The organism is Candidatus Tisiphia endosymbiont of Ptychoptera albimana (genome assembly GCF_964026605.1).
Taxonomy (GTDB): domain Bacteria; phylum Pseudomonadota; class Alphaproteobacteria; order Rickettsiales; family Rickettsiaceae; genus Tisiphia.
In genome coordinates this window covers 1,016,782-1,038,208 of sequence record NZ_OZ032164.1, presented here as the reverse complement: position 1 = coordinate 1,038,208, position 21,427 = coordinate 1,016,782, and the positions used below count along the sequence as shown (strand labels likewise).

Below are 21,427 nucleotides of genomic sequence, written 5' to 3'. Positions count from 1 at the left end.
ACTTGAAAAAACCTACTACAGAAGAAGCCAAAGAGGCAGTTAAAACTTTATTACGATTTATTGGTGAAGATCCAAATAGGGAAGGGCTACTAAAAACTCCTGATAGAGTAATAAAAACTTACCAAGAAGTGTTTTCTGGGTATGATAGAGATGTGGAAGAAATATTAACGACTAAATTTTACGATACTTGTAATTTTCAGGATTTCATAGTGTTAAAAGACATACATTTTAATTCATTTTGTGAACATCATATGTTACCGATAACTGGTACGGTAAATATAGCTTATATACCTGATAATTGTATAATAGGTATCAGCAAGCTCGCTAGGATAGTTGATGTTTTTGCTAGGAGACTACAGATTCAAGAAAAGATGACTGTACAAATTGCTGAAACATTACAGAAATATATTAAGCCCCTAGGTGTTGCGGTTAAGATTTCTGCATTACATAGCTGTATGACTCTTAGAGGAGTTATGCAAAATGATAGTATTATGAATACTATGCATTATACAGGTATATATATAGAGCAGCAGAAATATCGCCACGAATTCCTAAATATTATTTCCAAAAAATAATCCAAGGTAAACTTTATGTTACTATCAAAATATTTTTTACCTGTGCTGAAGGAAGAACCAGTGGAGGCACAAGTGGTTTCTCATCGGTTGATGCTTAGAAGTGGTATGATAAGACAGCAATCTGCTGGGATTTATAGCTGGTTGCCGATAGGCTTAAAAGCCCTTAAAAATGTTGAAAATATCGTTCGACTTAATATGAACAAGGTAGGGGCTATTGAAATATTAATGCCTTGTATTCAACCAGCATCTTTATGGGTGGAATCTGGAAGATTTGAGAATTATGGCAAAGAAATGCTAAAATTCCAAGATCGCCATGATAATACGTTATTGTTTGGACCTACTAATGAAGACATGGTGACTGATATTTTTAGAAATAATATTCAGTCCTATAAGGATTTGCCCAAAAACTTATATCATATTCAATGGAAATTTAGGGATGAAATTAGACCTCGCTTTGGGGTTATGCGTGGTAGAGAATTCTTAATGAAAGATGCATATACTTTTGATATAGATCAAATAAGTGCTGTAAAAACCTATAATCAGATGTATCTAGCCTATATGCAAACATTTCGTGATATGGGTTTAACTGTAATCCCAGTACTTGCTGATAATGGTCCAATTGGTGGCAATTTAAGCCACGAGTTCCATATTCTTGCTGATAATGGTGAGAGTACAATTTTTTATGATAAAAAATTCCTATCTTTAACAGATCAGGAAAGTTTAGATATTGAAAAATTACAAACCTTATATGCGGCAGCAGAAGAAAAACATGATCCTGATAAATGCCTGTTATCAGAACATGACCTTGCCAGTAGTAAGGGTATTGAAGTTGGGCATATTTTTTATATTGGCACAAAATATGCCGAAGCCATGAATGCTTTAGTAAATAGTAATAAGGGTAATCTTGTGCCAGTGGAAATGAGTTCTTACGGTATTGGTATTTCAAGACTTTTAGCTGCCATAATCGAATCAAGTCATGATGATAAAGGGATTATATGGTCTACAAATATTGCTCCTTTTCTAGTATCACTAATAAATTTGAACATAAATGATAATTACTGTAATAGATTATCTAGAACCATATATGATAAACTAACAGCAAATAATATAGAAGTGTTATACGACGATACTAGTGAACGAGCTGGTAGCAAATTTGCCACGCATGATCTTATAGGATCACCATACCAAATAATCATTGGTCCTAAAAAAGCTGAAAATAATGTGGTCGAACTAAAAGATCGTAGGACTGGAAAAATGGAAGAATTAGATGTGGGTGCTGTTATTGATAGAATATTTAGGTAAAAATATCATATACTGCTCGTAAATGAAGAGTTGGTAGACGATAGTATAACTTCAAGAAGAGCTAGGCAGTAGCAAAGTCGAGCTGCTAGGCGTACATGAGTAACTAGGCAGCTTCGATCTTTGGTCGCGACAACGCCAATTCTTGAAGTTCACCGAGTATACATGAGGTTCATAATGAAAAAGAGTATTAGGGGACGATAAAAATTTGTTATATTTTATATTATAGATACTAAAGGTAGCGGGTCTAATGTCACACATATTAGTAAAGCGTTGGTTGGCGGTATGCTGCTGCATGGTAATATTTATGATTTTTTTAGGAGGTCTCACTAGGCTTACTGATGCTGGTTTATCAATTGTTGAATGGAAACCGGTTTCAGGTGTCGTTCCCCCGCTGGGTAATGCTGACTGGCAGGATGAATTTGCTAAATATCAACAATCTGTCGAATATAAGCAAAAAAATACTAATATGACTCTTTCAGAGTTTAAATTTATTTTTTGGCTTGAATTTATTCACCGTTTTGCTGGCAGAGTAGCAGGTTTGTTGTATCTAGTACCATTACTGTATTTTTTTGTACGTGGACGGATTGATACAAGGTTACTGCCTGTATATTTGGCGATATCGTTATTATTTGCAGTCCAAGGATTTATGGGCTGGTATATGGTGAAAAGTGGTCTAATTTCGCAGCCATATGTCAGTCATTTCCGTTTAGCTTGTCATTTGGTTATTGCAGTTATTATCTATAATTTACTGTTCTATCAGCTGATGAAAAATAGTTTTGATATTTTACTAGTTGAACGGACAATAAGTTTAAATTTAGCAAAATTCTTTTGTATATTCACTATTATTATAGTTTATATACAGATTTTTTTAGGTGGTCTAGTTGCAGGTCTTGATGCAGGGCTTGTATATAATAGCTTCCCGTTAATGGGGAATAGTTTTATACCTCAAGAAATAGCTTTTAAACTATTGAGTAGAGATAGTTTAAGTGATGCTGTTTTTGTTCAGTTTATCCATAGAATTGGAGCGTATATTGTTTGTACTAGTGTTGGTTTGTTAGTGTTGAGTCTAATAAAAACCAAGCATCCTAAATTAAACAAAGTTGCTTATTATATTGTTGGTGTGCTGATATTACAAATGTTAGCTGGCATAATTACTATTTTATATTCAGTACCTATATTAATGGCCTTAGTGCATCAGATTTTTGCTATTATACTATTATCATGTATATTATGGGGGTATTTTTTGTTAAAGAGTGCATAGACCTATTGCATAATTCTGCTTCTGCTAATAACTTGGGGTTCAACCTAGCATTTGCTAATAAAATAATTGACTTTATACGGCAATGACGTATTATATAGTGATGGAATATATTGAATCTCCTTTATTTAGTAAGTTATTAAGGTCCTATTTTACTGATGATCAATATGCTGCATTTCAATGGGAATTATCTCTACATCCAAAAGCAGGCGATTTGATACCTAGAAGTGGAGGGCTTAGAAAGATACGATGGTCTAATAAAGATAGTGGTAAACGAAGTGGAGTTAGGATTATTTATTATTATAAAATGGAAGAAGAGCAAATATGGTTATTAACCATTTATGCAAAAAATGAAACTGAAAACATATCAATTGGTATTTTAAGAAAAATTAAGGAAGAATTAGAATTATGAAAGCAAAAAAAAGGGATATAGGAGCAGAACTTTTATCAGCTATCAAAGATATAAAAAAAGGAAAAGGTACAATAAAGACAATAAAAAGTAATAATGAGATAATAAACATTAGGAAACAATTATGTTATTCACAAAAAGAATTTTCAGAATTAATGTGCATTAATTTAAGAACATTACAGGAATGGGAACAAGGAAGACGTAAACCCCGTGGTTCAGCTATATCTTTATTAAGAATAGTACAAAAACATCCTGAAATTTTTCTTGATTTAAACTAAGGAGAAGGGAGTGTACTTGTTTAACCATACGCCTCAATTATGTTCGTAAAGCTAATAAATAAAAGGTTATTAAATAGTAGGGTATTAGCCAGTTACCTAAATCTCCCTGATTAAATAGCGTATTAATGTTCTCATTATGGCAATATTAAATGTAGATATAGAACTACCTTGTAGGTTGGATCGTTACTTGAAGAAATTATATCCTAGCTTTACCCAAGGGATGGTTGAGCGTGCCTTAAGGTTTAAACAGATAATGGTTAATTCTTGTAAGGTAGCGGCAAATTTACGAATAAAGGCTGGGGATCAAATTTTTATAGAGGATAGTTTAAATTTAGAACCTCAAAAAGTGTCTGATAGGGTTTTTTCGAGTTCGACAGTTATACTAGCTGGTAAGTTAATGAAGGATTACCTAGTTTATCAGGATGAGTGGCTTATAGCAATTAATAAGCCAGTAGGTCTTGCAACCCAAGGTGGTAGTAAAATAAGCCTATCTATAGATGATGCACTACAATATTTAAATAGCCAAGGGGCAGATTTAAAACTAATACATAGGTTAGATAAAGATACTTCAGGTATATTACTAATCGCTAAAAATTATGCGAGTAGTATAAAATTAGTGAAAGCCTTTAAGGAAAAGAATATTCAGAAAACCTATATTGCAGTAGTTTTAGGTAACCTTCCGCAACATGAAGGAGAAATTAGTGGTATGATAGGGAAGAATAGGGGAGGGGCGTATGAGACTGTACAAAATGATGAAGAACATGGCAAATTAGCCATAACTTGCTATAAATTGCTGAAAAACTTAAATAATGGTTTGACTCTAGTTGAGTTCACTCCTCTTACTGGCAGAATGCATCAACTTCGATTCCATGCGAAAATGCTGGGTTGTCCCATAATAGGTGACACAAAATATGGTACTCAAGAAGCAATGGCTTTATCCAAGGAAATGTTATTACATGCCAAAAGAATAATCTTACCGGAGAAAATATTTGCTAAAGAAATAATAATTAATATAGATTTACCGGGATATTTTTATCCACATCTCTTTATTTCCGCTTGAGCTGCGGCAATCCTGGCTATAGGAATGCGGTATGGTGAACAGGATACATAATGCAAACCAATTTTATGAAAAAACTCTATAGAATCAGGATTGCCCGCATGTTCTCCGCATACGCCAAGTTTTAATGTAGGATTGTTTTTTAACCCACGTCTTATAGCAATTTCTATTAACTCCCCTACCCCTTCCTCATCTAATTTACTAAAAGGATCAAATGCAAAGATTTTTTTTTCCAAATAGTCTGGAAAAAATGACGCTACATCATCTCGAGAAATGCCGTAAGTTGTTTGTGTTAAATCGTTGGTACCAAAGCTAAAGTAATCTACCTGCTTGGCAATTTCTCCAGCTTTTAAAGCAGCTCTTGGTAGCTCGATCATAGTACCAAGAGTAAAATCAAACTTACATTGGTTAGTATTCTCCATGTCAATGATCACATCTTGTATATGTATCTTTAAAGCTTTTAGCTCATTAACGTCACTGATTAAAGGAATCATTAACTCTAGAATAATATTTATATTTTCTTCAATTTGCAATTCTCTGATAGCAGTAAAAATTGCCATTATTTGCATTTGATAAATCTCAGGATAAGAAATACCTAGGCGACATCCTCTATGTCCAAGCATAGGATTCACTTCATATAGTGCGTGCAAACGTTGTTCCACAACAGCTAAAGGTAGATTCATAACATCTGCTAAGTTTCTTTTATCAATCTCTGTTGTTGGCAAAAATTCATGTAAAGGAGGGTCAAGCAGTCTTATATTTACGGCTTTACTATGCATAATTCGAAATAATGCCTTAAAATCTCGAATTTGCAAGGGCAATAATTTATTTATCGCATGTTTTCTCCGTTCTATATCAGGAGCAATTATCATTTCTCGTACTAATGGAATTTTATCAGGGTCAAAAAACATATGTTCTGTTCTACATAGTCCAATTCCACACGCCCCAAATTTCATGGAAACACCAGCGTCTAAAATAGTTTCAGCATTGGCTCTAACTTTTAAAGTAGCAAATTCATCTGCCCAATCTAAAATTGTTTGAAATTCCTTAGTAAAACTAGGCTGAATAAGTGGTACTTCCCCTAAAAAAATTTTTCCTGTTCCACCATCTATAGTTATTAAGTCACCATAATTAATGATAGTTTCCCCTATTTTAAAGAGCTGTTTTTTTTCATCTATTACCACATCATTTGCCCCGCAAACACATGGTTTTCCTAGCCCTCTAGCAACTACCGCAGCATGTGAGGTCATTCCACCTCTGGCTGTTAGAATCCCAGCTGAAACATACATACCACTTATATCTTCAGGGCTAGTATCATGGCGTACCAAAATTACTTTATGGTGATGCGACATTTTTTCGGCATCATAAGGAGAAAAAACTACCATGCCAGTAGCAGCCCCCGGAGATGCTGGCAACCCTTTAGAGATATGGTTTAAACTATTACTATAATCAATAGCCGTATGCAAAAGCTGAGTTAGTGATTCCGGATCTATACGCATTATTGCTTGTTGTTTAGAAATCAGCCCTTCTTGTACCATATCAGTGGCAATTTTAATACTAGCTAAAGCTGTTCTTTTAGCAGTACGTGTTTGCAAAATATACAAAACACCGTTTTGTACGGTAAACTCAATATCTTGTACATCCAAATAATGTAGCTCTAACTTCTTACAAATACCTTGTAATTGTTCAAATATTTGTGGCATAACCATTTGCATTGAAGAGTCTATATCATGCTCGTTTGACATAATAGGGCTAGGGGTTCTTGTCCCTGATACAACATCCTCACCTTGAGCATTTACTAAATATTCGCCAAAAAGCTTGTTTTCACCGGTTGCAGGACAACGTGAGAATACTACGCCTGTAGCAGAATTACTCCCTTGATTACCAAAAACCATTGACTGTATATTAATCGCTGTACCCCAATCATCAGATATATTATGTAGCTTTCTATAAGTTACTGCTCTGTCACCTACCCAAGATTTCAATACGGCTTTTATTGATTGCTCTAATTGTTTATATGGGTCACAAAATGATTCGTCGTAATGATTAGAAATTATCTTTTTAAATTCTTCAACTATGACTCTTAAGAAATCTCCTGTAATTTCTTTCTCTTGATAGAGATTACATTTGACCTTATGCATTTCAAATGCATTTTTAAATAAACCATTTGAAATTGACAATACCATTGATCCGTACATTTCTAAGAATCGTCGATAGCTGTCAAGAGCAAAAATTTCATTTCCAGTAATATTTGATAGTGCATCGCAAACTTGATCATTATACCCAAGATTAAGTATAGTATCCATCATGCCGGGCATAGAGGCTCTTGAACCTGAACGGACGGATAGTAGTAGTGGATTTTTATGATCCCCAAAAATTTTACCAGTAGTATTTTCTAAATTTTTAACAGCTACCGCTAAATCCTTATTAAAATTCTCAGGCAAATTGTAATTATTTTTGTAAAAATAATTACAAAGTTCTGTAGTAATAGTAAAACCATCTGGAATAGGTAAATTTAAGTTAGACATCTCAGCAAGACCAGCCCCTTTACTGCCAAGTACGTCCTTCATTTGGGCATTACCATCCCCACCTTTAGTACCAAAATAATAGATCCATTTGTTCATAAATACCGAAACAATTTCTAAGATAATTATTATATAATATGCCTAGATAAGCTGCAATGTTTAAATGCCCTGTACTAGAAGATATCTCATAACTCAAGTCTCCCAAGTTTCTTCCCTCACTCTCTTGATTTCTAGTTGATCAAATTTTGTACCGCTCAATAATAATTCATTAAAATCAAGTTTCTGTTTTTTAGCTTTTGATAATCCTGTCTACTTATAAATACTGGTATATTCAGGAATTTTTATTAATTTCTTTTTAGCATAATATTTTATTAATCTTCCATTAATTAGTTCAATGGTTATTTCCGCTATAGCTTCTTGATTTTCTTGTGAAATATGAATTTTCTTGAATTTATCATTATTACGTAGCCCAGCTTTATATGCTGTATTATCCTTTTTTAAGTTGCTAACTATCTTCTGAAAATTTGTAATATCAAACCCATAATCATTTATGGCAATTTTTTTATAATGTAATTTTGAGTTATTTAAGAAATTACTTAAATCAAAATTACCATATTTTACAAATTTATTAACTGTACGTTTCAAGTTATTTTTGGTAATATTGTTAATATATTGCATCATAATTGTGGTAGTGAATTTCTCTTTTTTACTAGGAGTATGATTTGCCACTATTGTTTTTATAAGATTATCCAAACTAAACTGAGTATTAGTTAGATTTTGTATTTTTATATCTAGTACAGATGCTATTATATAGCCTCTATCATATGGTAACTCGCTAGCTAGAGCATTATCCCAATATAATTTTGATATAGTTTCATTATCAAATAATAAGTAAGGAGAGGTATAATATTTTTGTAAAATCTTGTTATAGTTCCCTAAATATTCTTCAAATGTTACAATTCCATTAGTTAAATTAATCTTGTCAGTAAAATACTGTGTAAATCCTTCTGTAAACCACTTATATAGTGTTTCCTCTTTTTCCTTTATCAGAGTATTGCCTATCCACTTATGCAAATTTTCATGTGCCAGTAGGTGCTTAATATTAAAATCATTTACATTAAACTTCTCAGGTAATAGATACAGAACAGTATTACCGCCAATTAAAGTACCATAGAAACTATTATGTTTTCTATGGTTATTTATGAATACAAACAAATTATCATTATTCTTTGTTTCAAAGAATCTCTCTTGAGCATTTATTATTTCATATAAAAGTTTTGTTAAGCTTTCCTGTGATTTGGTATCTATACTAAAAAATATTATGTTGTTACCCTTATAATTTACATTTTGTAAGATACTATGGTTTCCAGATATAGCAAATCCCTTTGAAATTAAGCTATCTGCAGTAAGATTAAGTTTTTGTATTTTATTAGCAGCAATATTGCCAAAATTAGTAAATACATCATTATGACTAGCAAATTTAATATCTACATCTATACTTTCGCCGTTTGTATATAATTTGGGGCATATTAAGGCAAACTTATATAAAAAATAAAATCCCTGGTCGATTATGTAAGTATAATAGCTTGATCCAAGTTTTTCTTGAGTATTCAATATATCATACCATACAATAATCTTTTGATTGGGTTTATGCGTTATTTTATTAGCATTTTTTATAAAAACACCATTTTCTACATGAATATTTTTTATTTGATTAGACAAATCATGTCCCCAAACTTGATGAGGAATATATAATTCTGTTTGATTTGAATTAGGAGAAGTAAATTCCAACTTAATTCTAAGCTTCTTATCCTTAGGAAAATGATAAACCTCATATGATAAGCTACCAAAAGCTTTGCTAATAAAAAAAACAAAGATACATATTGCAAATATCTTTAAGTTTACGTTTAATATATAGTTAGCCTATCATTTCTATTTTATCATAACATTCTATATATACAATATATATTTTGATATACAAAGTGCTTTTTTGTAAGAAAAATAGTGTTTTTTTCATAGGATAGGGTTATGCTAAGATTTAAATTACTCTTATGCTAACAGTATTCGTAAATAACCAAACAAATGACGTTTTACCTTAATAATTACTGGCTTAATATTTATAAACCTAAAGGCATAAGCTCAGCAAAGCTTGTTTCTATCATTAAGAAAAACCTTTTAGGGGCTAAAGTTGGTCATTGTGGGACTTTGGATGTTGAAGCTGAAGGTGTATTACCTTTGGCAATTGGTGAAGCAACAAAACTAGTACGAGTTCTAGTAGATGCAAAGAAAACTTACATTTTTACGGTACAGTTTGGTAGGCAAACTGATACAGCAGATGCTTCAGGAAAAATAATAAAGGTTACTGATAATATTCCTACTTCAATTGATTGCCATAATATATGTAAAAAATTCATAGGTACAATTAAACAACGTCCTCCTGCCTTTTCTGCTATAAAAGTTAACGGTATTAGATCCTATAAATTAGCACGAGAAAATTTGACAGTCGAATTAACCCCTCGGAATATTGAAATATATAATTTAGAATGTCTTAATTTCAATCACCAAAATAATCAAGCTACCTATAGGGTAGAATGCTCTAAAGGAACCTATGTAAGAACTTTAGCAGAAGATATTGCTTTATCCTTGCAAAGTTTAGCATTTGTGTTAGAATTACAGCGTACTAAGGTTGGAATATTTACAGCAATCAATGCTATTAAATTATCAGAACTTGATATACAAAAGCAAGAAATGAAACAGTTCCTTGCAGAAAAAGCTATAAAAATTGAAGCAGTACTGGACGACATCCTGGTGCTTGATGCTACTACTGACCAAGCTAAGAAAATCATTCATGGTCAGAAATGCTATTTTGATTATCCTGAGAATATTGAATTAATTTGGATTCGGTATCATGACTCTCTCTTAGCAATTGGTAGCTTGAGTGAAAATTGCTTTAATTCTTTACGAGTATTTAACCTATAAAATAAACATGGAGATTACTGATGTCGGTTACAGCACAGCGTAAGCAGCAATTAATTACAGAATATGCTACTAAAGAAAACGATACTGGTTCTAGTGAAGTGCAATGTGCAATTTTAACTGAAAGAATTAGCAACTTAACAGAGCATTTTAAAACTAATCACAAAGATTTTTCCTCAAGGAGAGGATTATTAATGTTAGTTGGTCGTAGGCGTCGATTGTTGGATTATATCAAGAAGCAAAGTCTAAGCAGATATTTGTCGTTGATTAATAAACTAGGAATAAGAAAATAAAATAAAGCCCGGTTAAAAAATCAAAAATTTTATCCGGGTTTTTTGTTCATTAAATAAGGAATAAGAATGTTTGAAGAAATAACAAAAACGATAGAATTAGGTGGGAAACGACTAGAATTAACTACTGGTAAAATTGCTCGTCAAGCTGATGGAGCAGTTATGGTAAAAATGGGGGGAACTGTCCTATTATGTACTGCCGTGAGTGCCAAAGAGGCAAAAGAAGGGATAGGATTCTTTCCTCTTACTGTCCATTATAAAGAAATGGCATTTGCTGCTGGTAAAATACCTGGTGGTTTTTTTAAAAGAGAAGGTAAAGGATCGGAAAAAGAAGTACTTGTCTCACGTTTGATCGATCGACCAATTAGACCATTATTCCACCCAGCCTTTCTTAATGAAACACAAGTAATATGTACTGTTCTTTCATACGATCCTGAGTATAACAGTGATATATTAGCAATGATCGGAGCATCCGCTGCATTAGCTTTATCTGCAGCACCCTATCAAGATATAGTAGCAGCTAGCAGAGTTGGCTTGATAAATGATCAATTCATATTAAACCCTTCATTTAGTCAATTAAAGGATAGTAAATTAGACTTAGTAGTGGCAGGCACTAAGACGTCAGTTATGATGGTTGAGTCTGAAGCCGATCTATTGTCCGAAGAAAAAATGTTGGAAGCTATTGAGTTTGGTCACAAGGCATTACAGCCTGTAATTGGATTGATTAATGACTTAGTAAAAATTGCTGGGAAAGCTAAAATACAGCCTGCCGAGTTATTCCCTACTAGCTTAAAAGAACAAATTAGCAGCATAGTGCAAGAAGATATTAAAAATGCTTTTTCTATTAAATTAAAACAAGAAAGACTATTAGCGGTAAAGCAAATTCATGATACAATTAAGCGACATTTTGCCGAAGATATTGCTAATAATAATCTTACTAATGCTCAGATTGAGTTCGCTCTTAAAGAAGTAGAATCAGAAATATTACGGCAAAACGTATTAAAGAGTAATATTCGTATCGATGGTAGAAAACCGGAAGATATAAGAAACATAGCTTGTGAAGTGGCTTTGTTGCCAAAAACACATGGTTCAAGCTTATTTACTAGAGGAGAAACACAAAGTTTAGTAGTTACAACACTAGGTACTGGTCAAGATGAACAAATTGTTGATAGTTTAGACGGGGAATATAAAGAGCGTTTTATGCTTAACTATATTTTTCCTCCTTATTCAGTAGGTGAAGCAACCCCAGTAAGAGCTCCTGGTCGCAGAGAGATAGGTCATGGCAAACTAGCATGGAGAGCCATTAACCGCATGCTGCCAACTAAAGAACAATTCCCTTATTCTATTAGAGTAGTGTCAGAAATTACCTCTTGTAATGGCTCATCATCCATGGCTACTGTTTGTGGTAGTTCCATGGCTCTTATGGATGCTGGAGTACCGATCAAAACTCCTATAGCAGGTATTGCTATGGGTTTGATAAAAGAAGGCGATAAGTTTGTAGTATTATCCGATATTATGGGGGATGAAGATCATCTTGGAGATATGGATTTTAAAGTAGCTGGTGGCATACACGGCATAACCGCATTACAAATGGATATAAAAATATCTGGAGTAACGTTTGAAATAATGAAGCATGTTTTAGTTCAAGCAAAGCTTGGTCTTGTTCATATTTTACAAGAAATGGATAAGACTATTAATAAAACCAATAACCATATTAGCCAGTATGCACCTTGTATTCAAAGTTTTAAAATTGATAAAGATAAAATTAGAGACGTCATAGGACCGGGTGGCAAAGTAATACGCGAAATTTGTGATATGACATCGGCTAAAATTGACATAAGCGACGATGGCAATGTAACTGTTTCGGCTATAGGCAAAGAGAAGCTAGATATGGCTGTCGAAAAAATTAAGTCAATTGCTTTTGATCCTGAAATAGGCGGCATATTCAATGGAACTGTTGTTAAAATATTAGACTCTGGAGCATTTATCAATTATTTAGGTAATCGTGATGGATTCATCCATATTAGTGAAATCTCGAAGGAACGTATTGAGTCTGTATCTAGTGTTTTAAAACATGGGGATATAGTAAAAGTTAAACTTATTGGTTTCGACAATAAAGGCAAAGCTAAATTAACCATAAAAAATATCGATGCTGAAATTACTCGGGACGTTACAACTAATCAAAAATCTGAGTCTTATAAAGATAACAGTGATAATAATGGTAATAAACGCGAATCTGCAAAGAAATGGCAAAATAACAAAACAGCCTCCTCTAATGAAGATGAAGTTGTAACTAAGGAGCGTAAGTATTTTAACTGATTAAGGTATTGACTCAATAAAAATACAATGTTACAAATATTAAGTACTAGATTGTTATATCTAGATATAACAATCTAGTGATTCTACACTAAACAATTTGGCTGTATATTATTGTTCAGCGTAAATATAATTAGGTTAAAATTATTTAATGGAGGTTGTAATGAGTAAAAATAAGGGTGTTAGCACTACTAATGATAGTAAATTTTCTGCACCTAGAGAACCGGGAGTAGAACCAAGTTGTGTGGTACTAACCTATTCTGTTTGTGAAACATTAAATTCTGCAATAGAAACTATGCAATATAATGGAACAAGCGTACATTACAAGATAGATATAGAACCAAACAAAAAAGAAGAGCAGCAATACCAAGACCATAATGACTTAGAATCAAAAACCTTTTATGCCGGTAAGAGTAGTTGGAAAGGGCAAGAAAAGGTTAATGACTTTGGTATAGGCATTATGCTTATTAATAATGCAAAAAGTGCTTTTACAGACTCTCAAATAAATAAATTAATAGAATTACTTAAAGATATCACAGTTAGATACCCAAACTTGAATCTTGAGGAGAATCTTGTAGGGCTTGGTGAAGTTGCTGAAAGGCATGTAGCACCCGGAAAATTCTTCCCTTGGAAACAACTTGCAGATGCTGGCTTTGGTAAATTTATACCTACTACGAAAGAACAAGCAGAACAGATATTAATACGAAAAGGTGATAAAGATACAGAAGTCTCTAAAAAAGTCTCTCATGTTCAAGAACAGTTAAAAGACCATGGTTATGGTATTGAAGTTGATGGAAAATGTGGTGATAAAACCGCCACTTGGTTTGAGAAATTTAATACACGTTATGTTCCTGAACAATCCCCTCCAAATGAGTGGAGTGAGGCAAGTCAATTTGTTTTAGATGAACTTCACCCTAATGTAACTTTAGCAGGTGTTGTTGCTCTTGAACATGTTGCTTAATCAGAATTGCTGTAATAAAAAATGTTCTTAGGGGTGATGTCACCGCCATTATGTCATCCCAGCGAAAGCTGGGATTTCAAAAACCTTTAAGTCTAAGGTGTTTTTAGATTTCCGCCTATGCGTCATTGCGAGCGAACGTACGTGAGCGTGGGGCAATCTATGAAGCTTGTCATATGGATTGCTTCTCGTCGACCTACGGTCTTCTCGCAATGACGGTTTTTTAACTTTCAACAGTTGTGGGTGTCATCCCTGTTCCTTCGGAAGTATATTCTTCTGCTTGCTCGCCCCTCATTTTCAAATCCAATTCTTTAAATCATTTGAGTGTACCAGCTTGTTCAAATAATATTTGCTTTTCAGTATTGATTACCTGTTCTATCTTACTTGTCAATTCTCGAACATCAGATTGCTCTATTTCCTCTATCGGGATAACATCAATAATCTTTACTTGGATTACCCCTGGTTTCTTAATCCAAAAACCCTTTGGCCAGTATACCCCTGCATTGTGAGCCATCATCACGATCGGTACTTTTGCTAGTGATGCTAATTTTGCTGCACTGGGTTTAAATTTGGCATTTTGTTCTGGTTTGAATCTAGTAGATTCAGGGAAAATAACCAACCATAAACCACTTTTTATCTTTTCTTGTCCTTCTCTTAAAATTTGACCAACTGAAATATTGGCATTACGATCTACGGCAATTGGCTTAACCATTTCCAATCCCCAACCGAATAATGGGATATTAAATAACTCTTTTTTTAATACCCAAGAATGTTCAGGTATAATTAATTGTACAAATATTTGTTCCCAGCATGATTGGTGATTAGACAATACTATAGAAGGAAATGAAGGCAATTTATCTAGACCAGAAACTTGGTATTTTAAACCACAAAAGATTCTAGCCAGCCAAATAAATACATAGGAGAAAATAACTCCAATCCTGTAACGTATATAATAGTTGACATTAAAAAATGTTACGGGTATGTAACATATAAGGAAGAATGTAATGGTAAATATAGCAAGTAATGCATAAAATGTTAATACTCTTAAACGCCAAAACATAGTTGGTTAATCTTAGTTGTTAATAATTAATGGGTACAATAGCATAAAATTGCGTCTACATATAGATATAATTAGTAATTATTCGGGGAAATTAAATGAAAAAAACAGCTCTATCCGGATGTCAAGTGACCGGGACTCTGCATTTAGGAAACTATCTCGGGGCAATTGTTAATTGGTCTAAGCTCCAAGATGAGTATAACTGCTTGTTCTTTTTAGCCGATTTGCATGCTATTACTATAGATCGTTCACCTATAGAGCTAAATTCTTCCATATTGCAAACTGTTGCTACATATATAGCAACAGGACTTTTGCCGGAGAAAACCACTATATTTGCCCAAAGTATGGTGAAGGAGCATACCGAACTTGCTTGGATATTAAATTGTGTTACTCCGCTTGGTTGGCTTAAACGGATGACTCAGTTTAAAGACAAAGCAGGAAAAGACCAGGAGAGTGCTGGTTTAGGATTATTGTCTTACCCAGTATTGATGGCAGCTGATATATTATTATATAATGCTGATATAGTACCCGTTGGCGATGATCAAAAACAACATTTAGAACTTACTAGAGATATTGCGGCTATCATCAACAGGAAATTCAATCAAGATATCCTAAAATTACCTGAGCCATTAATTCAAGGCTCATCAAGAATAATGAGCTTAAAAGATGGTCGTAAAAAAATGAGTAAGTCTGATCCATCTGATTTATCTCGTATTAATTTAAATGATAGTCGAGATCAAATTTACCAAAAAATTAAAAAAGCTAAAACCGATCATTTAGCTGAGATTAGTTATGATCCTCAGAATAGACCAGAAATTAGCAATTTAATTAACATTTATTGCAGTTTATCTAGCAGTAATGTTGACACAATAGTTAATCAATACCAAAATACCGGTTTTGCTAAATTTAAGGATGATCTAGCTGATATTATCATCACAACTCTAACTCCCATTAATACCAAATATGCAGAGTTAATGAAAAACCAAGATTATCTAGTAAGCACACTACATGAAGGAGCGGATAAAGCTAGAGTTATTGCTACTAGAACTCTGACTGAAATCAAAAAATTATTTGGTTTTGTTGTGTAGCGTTTTGATATTATGGTATACTCAAATGATTTGAAGAATTGGAACGTAAAACAAGGGGTGAGCGAACGGAGCGTAGATGAGCTACGTGAGTACGCGAATGCCCCGCAGTTTTACGAAGCCAATTCTTCAAAGCATTTGAGTATACTTGCCTCTCATTTCCAAATCATTTGAGCATATCCATTTTCATATTAGAACGAAAAAGATGTTATTTCCGCATAGACGGGAATCTCTATATCTTCTATATCTAGGCTGTGTGAAGGTTTCAACTAAATATTGAAGGAATAGAAAGGTAGTATATGTTTGATTTTGAAAAAATAACAATACTACTGGAATGAATTATCATATAAAACCAAGAACTTGGGAACAGATTTTTTTAATATTACAGAAGAAAATATAATGTTACAGAAAAAATAATATTAAAGCAAAAAATGAAAAGAAAATATGAAAGTTTATAGAGGCGATTTGGTATATAATGCGTACTGATTATCAGTGACGTTTATTGCCTTCAATATATGGTGGTTGCCGTGGTATTCACATGAGATTTAAAAGCTGGAGTGATAAAGGAATTTGGCAATATTTATTTGAAAAGATACAAGATTTTTTAGACATGGAAACTGTAATGATTGATGCTACAATTATTAGAACTCATGAGTTGTCATCTATATTAAATCTCCTAAATAGTTTGAGTATTAGTCTTTGGATTCGTTCCACTTGCCATGCAGTATTCTATAAAGGTATTGGTTATTCAGTCCATTGTGTGAAAGAGATTGATAATCGTGTAAAATATTTTGTCTTACTTCCTCAATATCTGTTGGTTGTAGTATCAGAGTATGTTGATTTTCTGTGAATGCTTGTTCTTCAATATCTTCCACTACATATTGTGGACATGTATTACAATATTCCGTAGTGTCAAGATCATCTAAAGAGCAGTGATTATTTTCACACCAATAATTTACTTCACATTTGTTTCTTGTACAAAACCTTTCCCATCTAAATGTCCAAGATGTTTTTGTAAAGAAAACTTGGGCTTCTATATCTCCAAGTCTTGTAAATAAATGATGATTATTATATTTAAATAATATTTCCTCTCTAGTGTAAAATGAATTAACCATTAACTTAACCTAAATATTTTATGGTTTGCTGTTTTCCCCAATGTTTTAGGGTATAATTTATAATATATTCAGAACACGTTTAGCACTCAGTAAATTTACATTGAATCATTGTTCTTCATTATCTAGGTTGTTAAAAACGCCCTTATAACTTGTGTATTATATTTTTTGTTATGTCGTCTAATCCTTCAGCAATAGCAAGTTTTAATAGTTGTTATTTAAAAAGGCTTCCAATTCATGAAATCCTTTATCAGAAACTATTACAGTTATAGGCTTATTAATTATTCCATAACAATAATTATTTTGATTAATAATATAATTAAAGCATAAGTTATTAATATAGTCAAATTAATAAAAATAAATGTGTTATATGCTCTAGACACTTATATCACATTTTTAAGATATAAGTGTCTAATCAAGTTTATAAATCTTCCTAAAAATTAATAGCCCTCTTATCTACAGCCAAAGCCGCTTCCTTTATGCCTTCACTTAAGGTAGGATGAGCGTGGCAAGTTCTCGCTATATCTTCTGAGGAAGCACCAAATTCCATAAATGCTACAAGCTCTGCAATCATAGTTCCAGCTGAACAGCCTATTATATGGGCTCCAAGTACTTTATCCGTTACGCTATCAGCTAATATTTTTACCATCCCATCAGTAGAGCCTGTGCTTCTCGCTCGACTATTTGCCAAAAACGGAAATTTACCAACTTTGTAATCAATCTTAGCTTCTTTCAATTGTTCTTCTGTTAAACCAACACTTGCCACTTCTGGATAAGTGTAGATGACACTTGGAATAAGATTATAATTAACATGACCTGCTAAGCCTGCCATAATTTCAGCGGCAGCAACAGCTTCCTCTTCTGCTTTATGAGCGAGCATAGGACCAGCAATTACATCACCGACAGCATAAATATTCGGAATTATTGTTTGGAATTGGCTATTCACCGTAATTCTATTTTGTTTGTCCGTTTCAATAGCTAATTTATCTAAACCTAAATCTGTTGTATGGGCTTTTCTACCAACAGCCAATAACACTATATCAGTAGTTATTTGTTGCACTGAGTTATCGGCTGTTTGTTGTATATTCAAAATAACTTTTCCTGCTTTTTTCTCAGCAGACAGCACCTTAGTATTTAATCGCAATTCAATAGATTGCTTTTGCAGGATTTTGGTAAATTGACCGATAATCTCTTTATCTAAAGCTGGCACAATACTTCCAGCATATTCAATAACCGTTACTTTAGAACCAAGCCTATTCCATACCGAACCAAGCTCTAAACCGATATAACCACCACCAATCACTACCATAGTTTCTGGGACTTTAGCAAGGCTCAAAGCTCCCGTTGATGAAACTATATATTCCTCATCAACAACAATATTGGGCATTTCAATAATATCAGAGCCAGTAGCAATTAAAATATTCTTAGCCGATATCTGTTCAATTGATGTACCGTTAGTAATTTCCACAAGATTGGCTGAAATAAATTTGGCACTTCCTGTAAATTTAGTGATTTTATTTTTTGCAAACAAGCTTTCTATGCCTTTGCATAACTCTGATACTATCTGACTTTTTTTAGTCATCATTTTTTGTAAATCAAGTTTGGCTGAGGTCATAATGCCAATATCGGCACAATGGTTCAATACTTCATGATATTTCTCAGAGAAATTTAGCAATACCTTGGAAGGAATACAGCCAACATTTAGGCAAGTACCACCAAGCGTCACCCTTTTCTCTATACAGGCAACCTTCATACCTAACTGGGCTGCTCTTATTGCTCCTGTATAACCAGCAGGACCACCACCAATCACTATTAAATCAAATTCTTGCATATATTTTCCCTTACTTATAATAATTAATGGCATTATAAACCATAAATATACGAACACTAATAGCTAATTTGAATTTAATTCAATTATTTTTTGATTATTTTATTGTAGTAAATATTGGCAGAGTTGATGCTTTATGGTCAAAAGTGAAACTAGTACTACAACCATTTAGTTCATTTAGTTTACCTATTAAAATATCAGCAAAATCTGTATTACAGTTCTCATATTCTCTAACAGTTAGCGATAAAGTTTTGTGATCCTCAAACTGGAATTCTATAGTAGCAAATATTTCTTTTAGTACATTTATTATTTGGTTTTTTGAATATTTATAACCTCGTCCTAAAACCCAAATTATTTCACAAACTACTATGTTATTAATAAATATAGAAGCACTAATACCTGAATATTGCTCAATTAATTTTGTAGCTTTGCTACTCTGTACTTCGTCATCTTGAATCAAATAACGAATTAAAACATTAGTATCAATTCCGATCATATCCACTCTTAATGGATTCATTCATATCTTCGATACTTAATGGTGTTTTCGGTTTGGGAAGTATTCCTTTTAAATTTTTAACTGGCTTATTAATTGGCACTACTATAAAAGAGCCATCTTGTATAATGAACTCTAATTTACTGCCAGAAGATAAGTGTAGCTTGTTTCTAATATATGATGGGATAGTAACTTGTCCCTTACTTGTAACTGTTGAACACTGTGCTTTCATAAGATACCATATTATGTATATTAGCTATGATTATTATAATAATGTAAGGAGAAAGTAAGAGCAAGCTATAAATGCTTATTTTTCCTACTATTTTAAATTATGAGTTATTTTTATACTATTCTTACTCGGAGAGGCAATGAAGCTAATTATATTAATTTGTTCGGTAAAAGTGTTAGTATCATTGCTTAGAATAGAAAGCATTTGCTTCGATATTATATTATGAGAGTTTTTTAATAATGCTCCAGATTCGCCAATATTCTTTAATTCTCTAATGAAATCTAAAGGGCTTTTATAGCTCAGTTGAATATTTTCATAATCAACGATAATTTCTGTGAATCCTGCCTGTCCTAGTAAAGGTGTTACGTGATCAAAATGGATGAAAGGGGAAACATGTTGAAAGTGAGGGTGACTTAATGCTATTTCAGCTTCAATGAATTTCATTCGTAGTTCTTTTAGGCTGTTACCACCGATAAAATTACCAATAAATAGACCATTTGGTTTTAAAATACGTTTTATCTGTAACAGAAAATTTTGTACATCGTTGATCCAGTGTAGACCCAAGGAAAAAGTTATTAGGTCAAAACTAGCTGCTTTAAATGGTAAGTTTTCTTCATCAACTAGTAATTTGGGAGTATGGTCAAACGATTGTAACATAACATTTGATGCACTAGCCGCTACAATTATAGCATAGTTATAGTTCTGCACTAATAGTTTAGTTAGTATACCAGTACGACATTCTAAATCTAAAATATCAGGAAATTCTTTATCAATAATATTTAGACGTTCAATAATATCGAATGCTGCATATTTAAAGAACGAACACTCAGCGATATTATCCACCACTTTGTCACGATTAGATTTTAACTTCTCACGATCAAATATAATTGTTACCTCTAGCTAGCTCTTGGTAATACTACCATAATATTACTCTTATATTTCCTAATATTACTTTCAAATGAAGCTCTCTGTTTATTCCTCAAAAGCATGTTTGTTGGTAGAGGAGGTGTATTATTATAATAATTGTATCCACTATACATATTAATAGAGTTTTTATACAAGTCCATATTGTTAGCAATTTTGATAACATCTTGTTTATATTTAGAGCCAAACTCATGGGTGGCTGAATGGTAATGAGCAATTGCTTTGTGCCAACTACCTAACTGATCATATTTAGCTTTTAGGAATTTAGCAGCATAGGCGACGTTTTTCTTAGGATCAAAAGCTTGATTTAAAGAGTGAAATGCATTTAAATGATGTTTTAAGTTGATTTGCATACATCCTACATCAATATTTTCTTTGCCTTGAATAATTTGTTTTTTTACAAATGATATTGCCTCTTTTTTAGTATTAAAATAATAGCCTTTACCTTCAACATTGACAGTCCAAGGCCAAACCACTTTAATTTTATATTCAGTATGTTTTTTGCCCGATTCTTTTAAAGCTATCGAGTGTAACGTATTAGGAGGAATTTTATGTACCTTTTCAAAGTAAGGAAACATCCTTGAGCATTTATGTGATTCAGCAATTTCTACGTCTATATTAGCATATGCTACATTAACATATAAATATAATGGAAAAAGAAACAATAAATATAGGGCTAATATTGACCTAATGGACATAATTATTATCATTTTACTTTATCTTTTGTAGCATATTAAAAATTTTCCTACAAGGCA

General features: G+C 32.8%; 20 protein-coding genes. 11 read left to right on the top strand and 9 right to left on the bottom strand.

Going from position 1 to position 21,427, the window contains the following annotated elements; translation table 11 throughout:
* Positions 1 to 2: 2 nt before the first annotated feature.
* From folE to AAGD36_RS04800, 6 genes are all read left to right on the top strand, one after another.
* Complete coding sequence (gene folE, locus AAGD36_RS04825) at positions 3 to 575, top strand: GTP cyclohydrolase I FolE (protein WP_341756012.1); 573 nt, start codon at positions 3 to 5, stop codon at positions 573 to 575.
* Positions 576 to 590: 15 nt separating this feature from the next.
* Positions 591 to 1,877, top strand: coding sequence for a proline--tRNA ligase (proS, locus tag AAGD36_RS04820; protein ID WP_341755156.1), 1,287 nt, complete (start codon positions 591 to 593; stop codon positions 1,875 to 1,877).
* Positions 1,878 to 2,124: 247 nt separating this feature from the next.
* Positions 2,125 to 3,138 (top strand): COX15/CtaA family protein, encoded by a 1,014-nt coding sequence (locus AAGD36_RS04815; RefSeq protein ID WP_341755155.1) that lies wholly within the window; start codon positions 2,125 to 2,127, stop codon positions 3,136 to 3,138.
* Positions 3,139 to 3,238: 100 nt separating this feature from the next.
* Entirely contained in the window at positions 3,239 to 3,547 is a 309-nt protein-coding gene (locus tag AAGD36_RS04810) for a transcriptional regulator (RefSeq protein ID WP_341755154.1), read from the top strand.
* The gene (locus AAGD36_RS04805) at positions 3,544 to 3,822 is read left to right on the top strand and encodes a helix-turn-helix domain-containing protein (RefSeq protein ID WP_341755153.1); all 279 of its coding nucleotides are present in this window, start codon (positions 3,544 to 3,546) and stop codon (positions 3,820 to 3,822) included. Before AAGD36_RS04810 ends, AAGD36_RS04805 begins: the two co-directional genes overlap by 4 nt.
* A 136-nt stretch (positions 3,823 to 3,958) precedes the next feature.
* Positions 3,959 to 4,882, top strand: coding sequence for an RluA family pseudouridine synthase (locus tag AAGD36_RS04800; protein WP_341755152.1), 924 nt, complete (start codon positions 3,959 to 3,961; stop codon positions 4,880 to 4,882).
* Here the strand turns inward: AAGD36_RS04800 and ppdK are convergent.
* Positions 4,855 to 7,503, bottom strand: a complete 2,649-nt coding sequence (ppdK, locus tag AAGD36_RS04795; RefSeq protein ID WP_341755151.1) for a pyruvate, phosphate dikinase — start codon at positions 7,501 to 7,503, stop codon at positions 4,855 to 4,857. The two genes, AAGD36_RS04800 and ppdK, sit on opposite strands and share 28 nt — an antisense overlap.
* A gap of 210 nt (positions 7,504 to 7,713) precedes the next feature.
* On the bottom strand, positions 7,714 to 9,195 hold the full coding sequence (locus tag AAGD36_RS04790) for a hypothetical protein (protein WP_341755150.1): 1,482 nt from the start codon (positions 9,193 to 9,195) through the stop codon (positions 7,714 to 7,716).
* A gap of 291 nt (positions 9,196 to 9,486) precedes the next feature.
* Here AAGD36_RS04790 and truB point away from each other — a divergent pair, with 291 nt between their 5' ends.
* The 4 genes from truB (at position 9,487) to AAGD36_RS04770 (ending at position 13,947) form a co-directional block, all read left to right on the top strand.
* The gene (gene truB, locus AAGD36_RS04785; RefSeq protein ID WP_341755149.1) at positions 9,487 to 10,383 is read left to right on the top strand and encodes a tRNA pseudouridine(55) synthase TruB; all 897 of its coding nucleotides are present in this window, start codon (positions 9,487 to 9,489) and stop codon (positions 10,381 to 10,383) included.
* A gap of 20 nt (positions 10,384 to 10,403) precedes the next feature.
* Positions 10,404 to 10,673, top strand: coding sequence for a 30S ribosomal protein S15 (gene rpsO, locus AAGD36_RS04780; RefSeq protein WP_250311643.1), 270 nt, complete (start codon positions 10,404 to 10,406; stop codon positions 10,671 to 10,673).
* 66 nt (positions 10,674 to 10,739) lie between these two features.
* Positions 10,740 to 12,989: a polyribonucleotide nucleotidyltransferase gene (pnp, locus tag AAGD36_RS04775; protein WP_341755148.1), complete on the top strand. Its 2,250-nt coding sequence runs from the start codon at positions 10,740 to 10,742 to the stop codon at positions 12,987 to 12,989.
* Between the two features lie 160 nt (positions 12,990 to 13,149).
* Complete coding sequence (locus tag AAGD36_RS04770) at positions 13,150 to 13,947, top strand: N-acetylmuramoyl-L-alanine amidase (RefSeq protein WP_341755147.1); 798 nt, start codon at positions 13,150 to 13,152, stop codon at positions 13,945 to 13,947.
* 313 nt (positions 13,948 to 14,260) lie between these two features.
* On the opposite strand, the gene AAGD36_RS04765 is transcribed toward AAGD36_RS04770, so the two are convergent.
* On the bottom strand, positions 14,261 to 15,004 hold the full coding sequence (locus AAGD36_RS04765) for a lysophospholipid acyltransferase family protein (RefSeq protein WP_341755146.1): 744 nt from the start codon (positions 15,002 to 15,004) through the stop codon (positions 14,261 to 14,263).
* Between the two features lie 95 nt (positions 15,005 to 15,099).
* On the opposite strand from AAGD36_RS04765, the gene trpS reads away from it, so the two are divergent.
* On the top strand, positions 15,100 to 16,089 hold the full coding sequence (gene trpS, locus AAGD36_RS04760) for a tryptophan--tRNA ligase (protein ID WP_341755145.1): 990 nt from the start codon (positions 15,100 to 15,102) through the stop codon (positions 16,087 to 16,089).
* 689 nt (positions 16,090 to 16,778) lie between these two features.
* Here trpS and AAGD36_RS04755 read toward each other — a convergent pair.
* The 6 genes from AAGD36_RS04755 to AAGD36_RS04730 form a co-directional block, all read right to left on the bottom strand.
* Positions 16,779 to 17,201, bottom strand: a complete 423-nt coding sequence (locus AAGD36_RS04755) for a hypothetical protein (protein ID WP_341755144.1) — start codon at positions 17,199 to 17,201, stop codon at positions 16,779 to 16,781.
* Between the two features lie 430 nt (positions 17,202 to 17,631).
* Positions 17,632 to 19,029 (bottom strand): dihydrolipoyl dehydrogenase, encoded by a 1,398-nt coding sequence (lpdA, locus tag AAGD36_RS04750; protein ID WP_341756011.1) that lies wholly within the window; start codon positions 19,027 to 19,029, stop codon positions 17,632 to 17,634.
* A 94-nt stretch (positions 19,030 to 19,123) separates the two neighbouring features.
* Complete coding sequence (locus AAGD36_RS04745) at positions 19,124 to 19,522, bottom strand: type II toxin-antitoxin system VapC family toxin (RefSeq protein ID WP_341755143.1); 399 nt, start codon at positions 19,520 to 19,522, stop codon at positions 19,124 to 19,126.
* Entirely contained in the window at positions 19,509 to 19,751 is a 243-nt protein-coding gene (locus AAGD36_RS04740) for an AbrB/MazE/SpoVT family DNA-binding domain-containing protein (RefSeq protein ID WP_341755142.1), read from the bottom strand. The genes AAGD36_RS04745 and AAGD36_RS04740 overlap by 14 nt, the downstream gene beginning before the upstream one ends.
* Positions 19,752 to 19,838: 87 nt before the next feature.
* Positions 19,839 to 20,525 (bottom strand): methyltransferase domain-containing protein, encoded by a 687-nt coding sequence (locus tag AAGD36_RS04735; RefSeq protein ID WP_341756010.1) that lies wholly within the window; start codon positions 20,523 to 20,525, stop codon positions 19,839 to 19,841.
* A 119-nt stretch (positions 20,526 to 20,644) separates the two neighbouring features.
* Positions 20,645 to 21,370, bottom strand: a complete 726-nt coding sequence (locus AAGD36_RS04730; protein ID WP_341755141.1) for a lytic transglycosylase domain-containing protein — start codon at positions 21,368 to 21,370, stop codon at positions 20,645 to 20,647.
* Positions 21,371 to 21,427 lie beyond the last annotated feature (57 nt).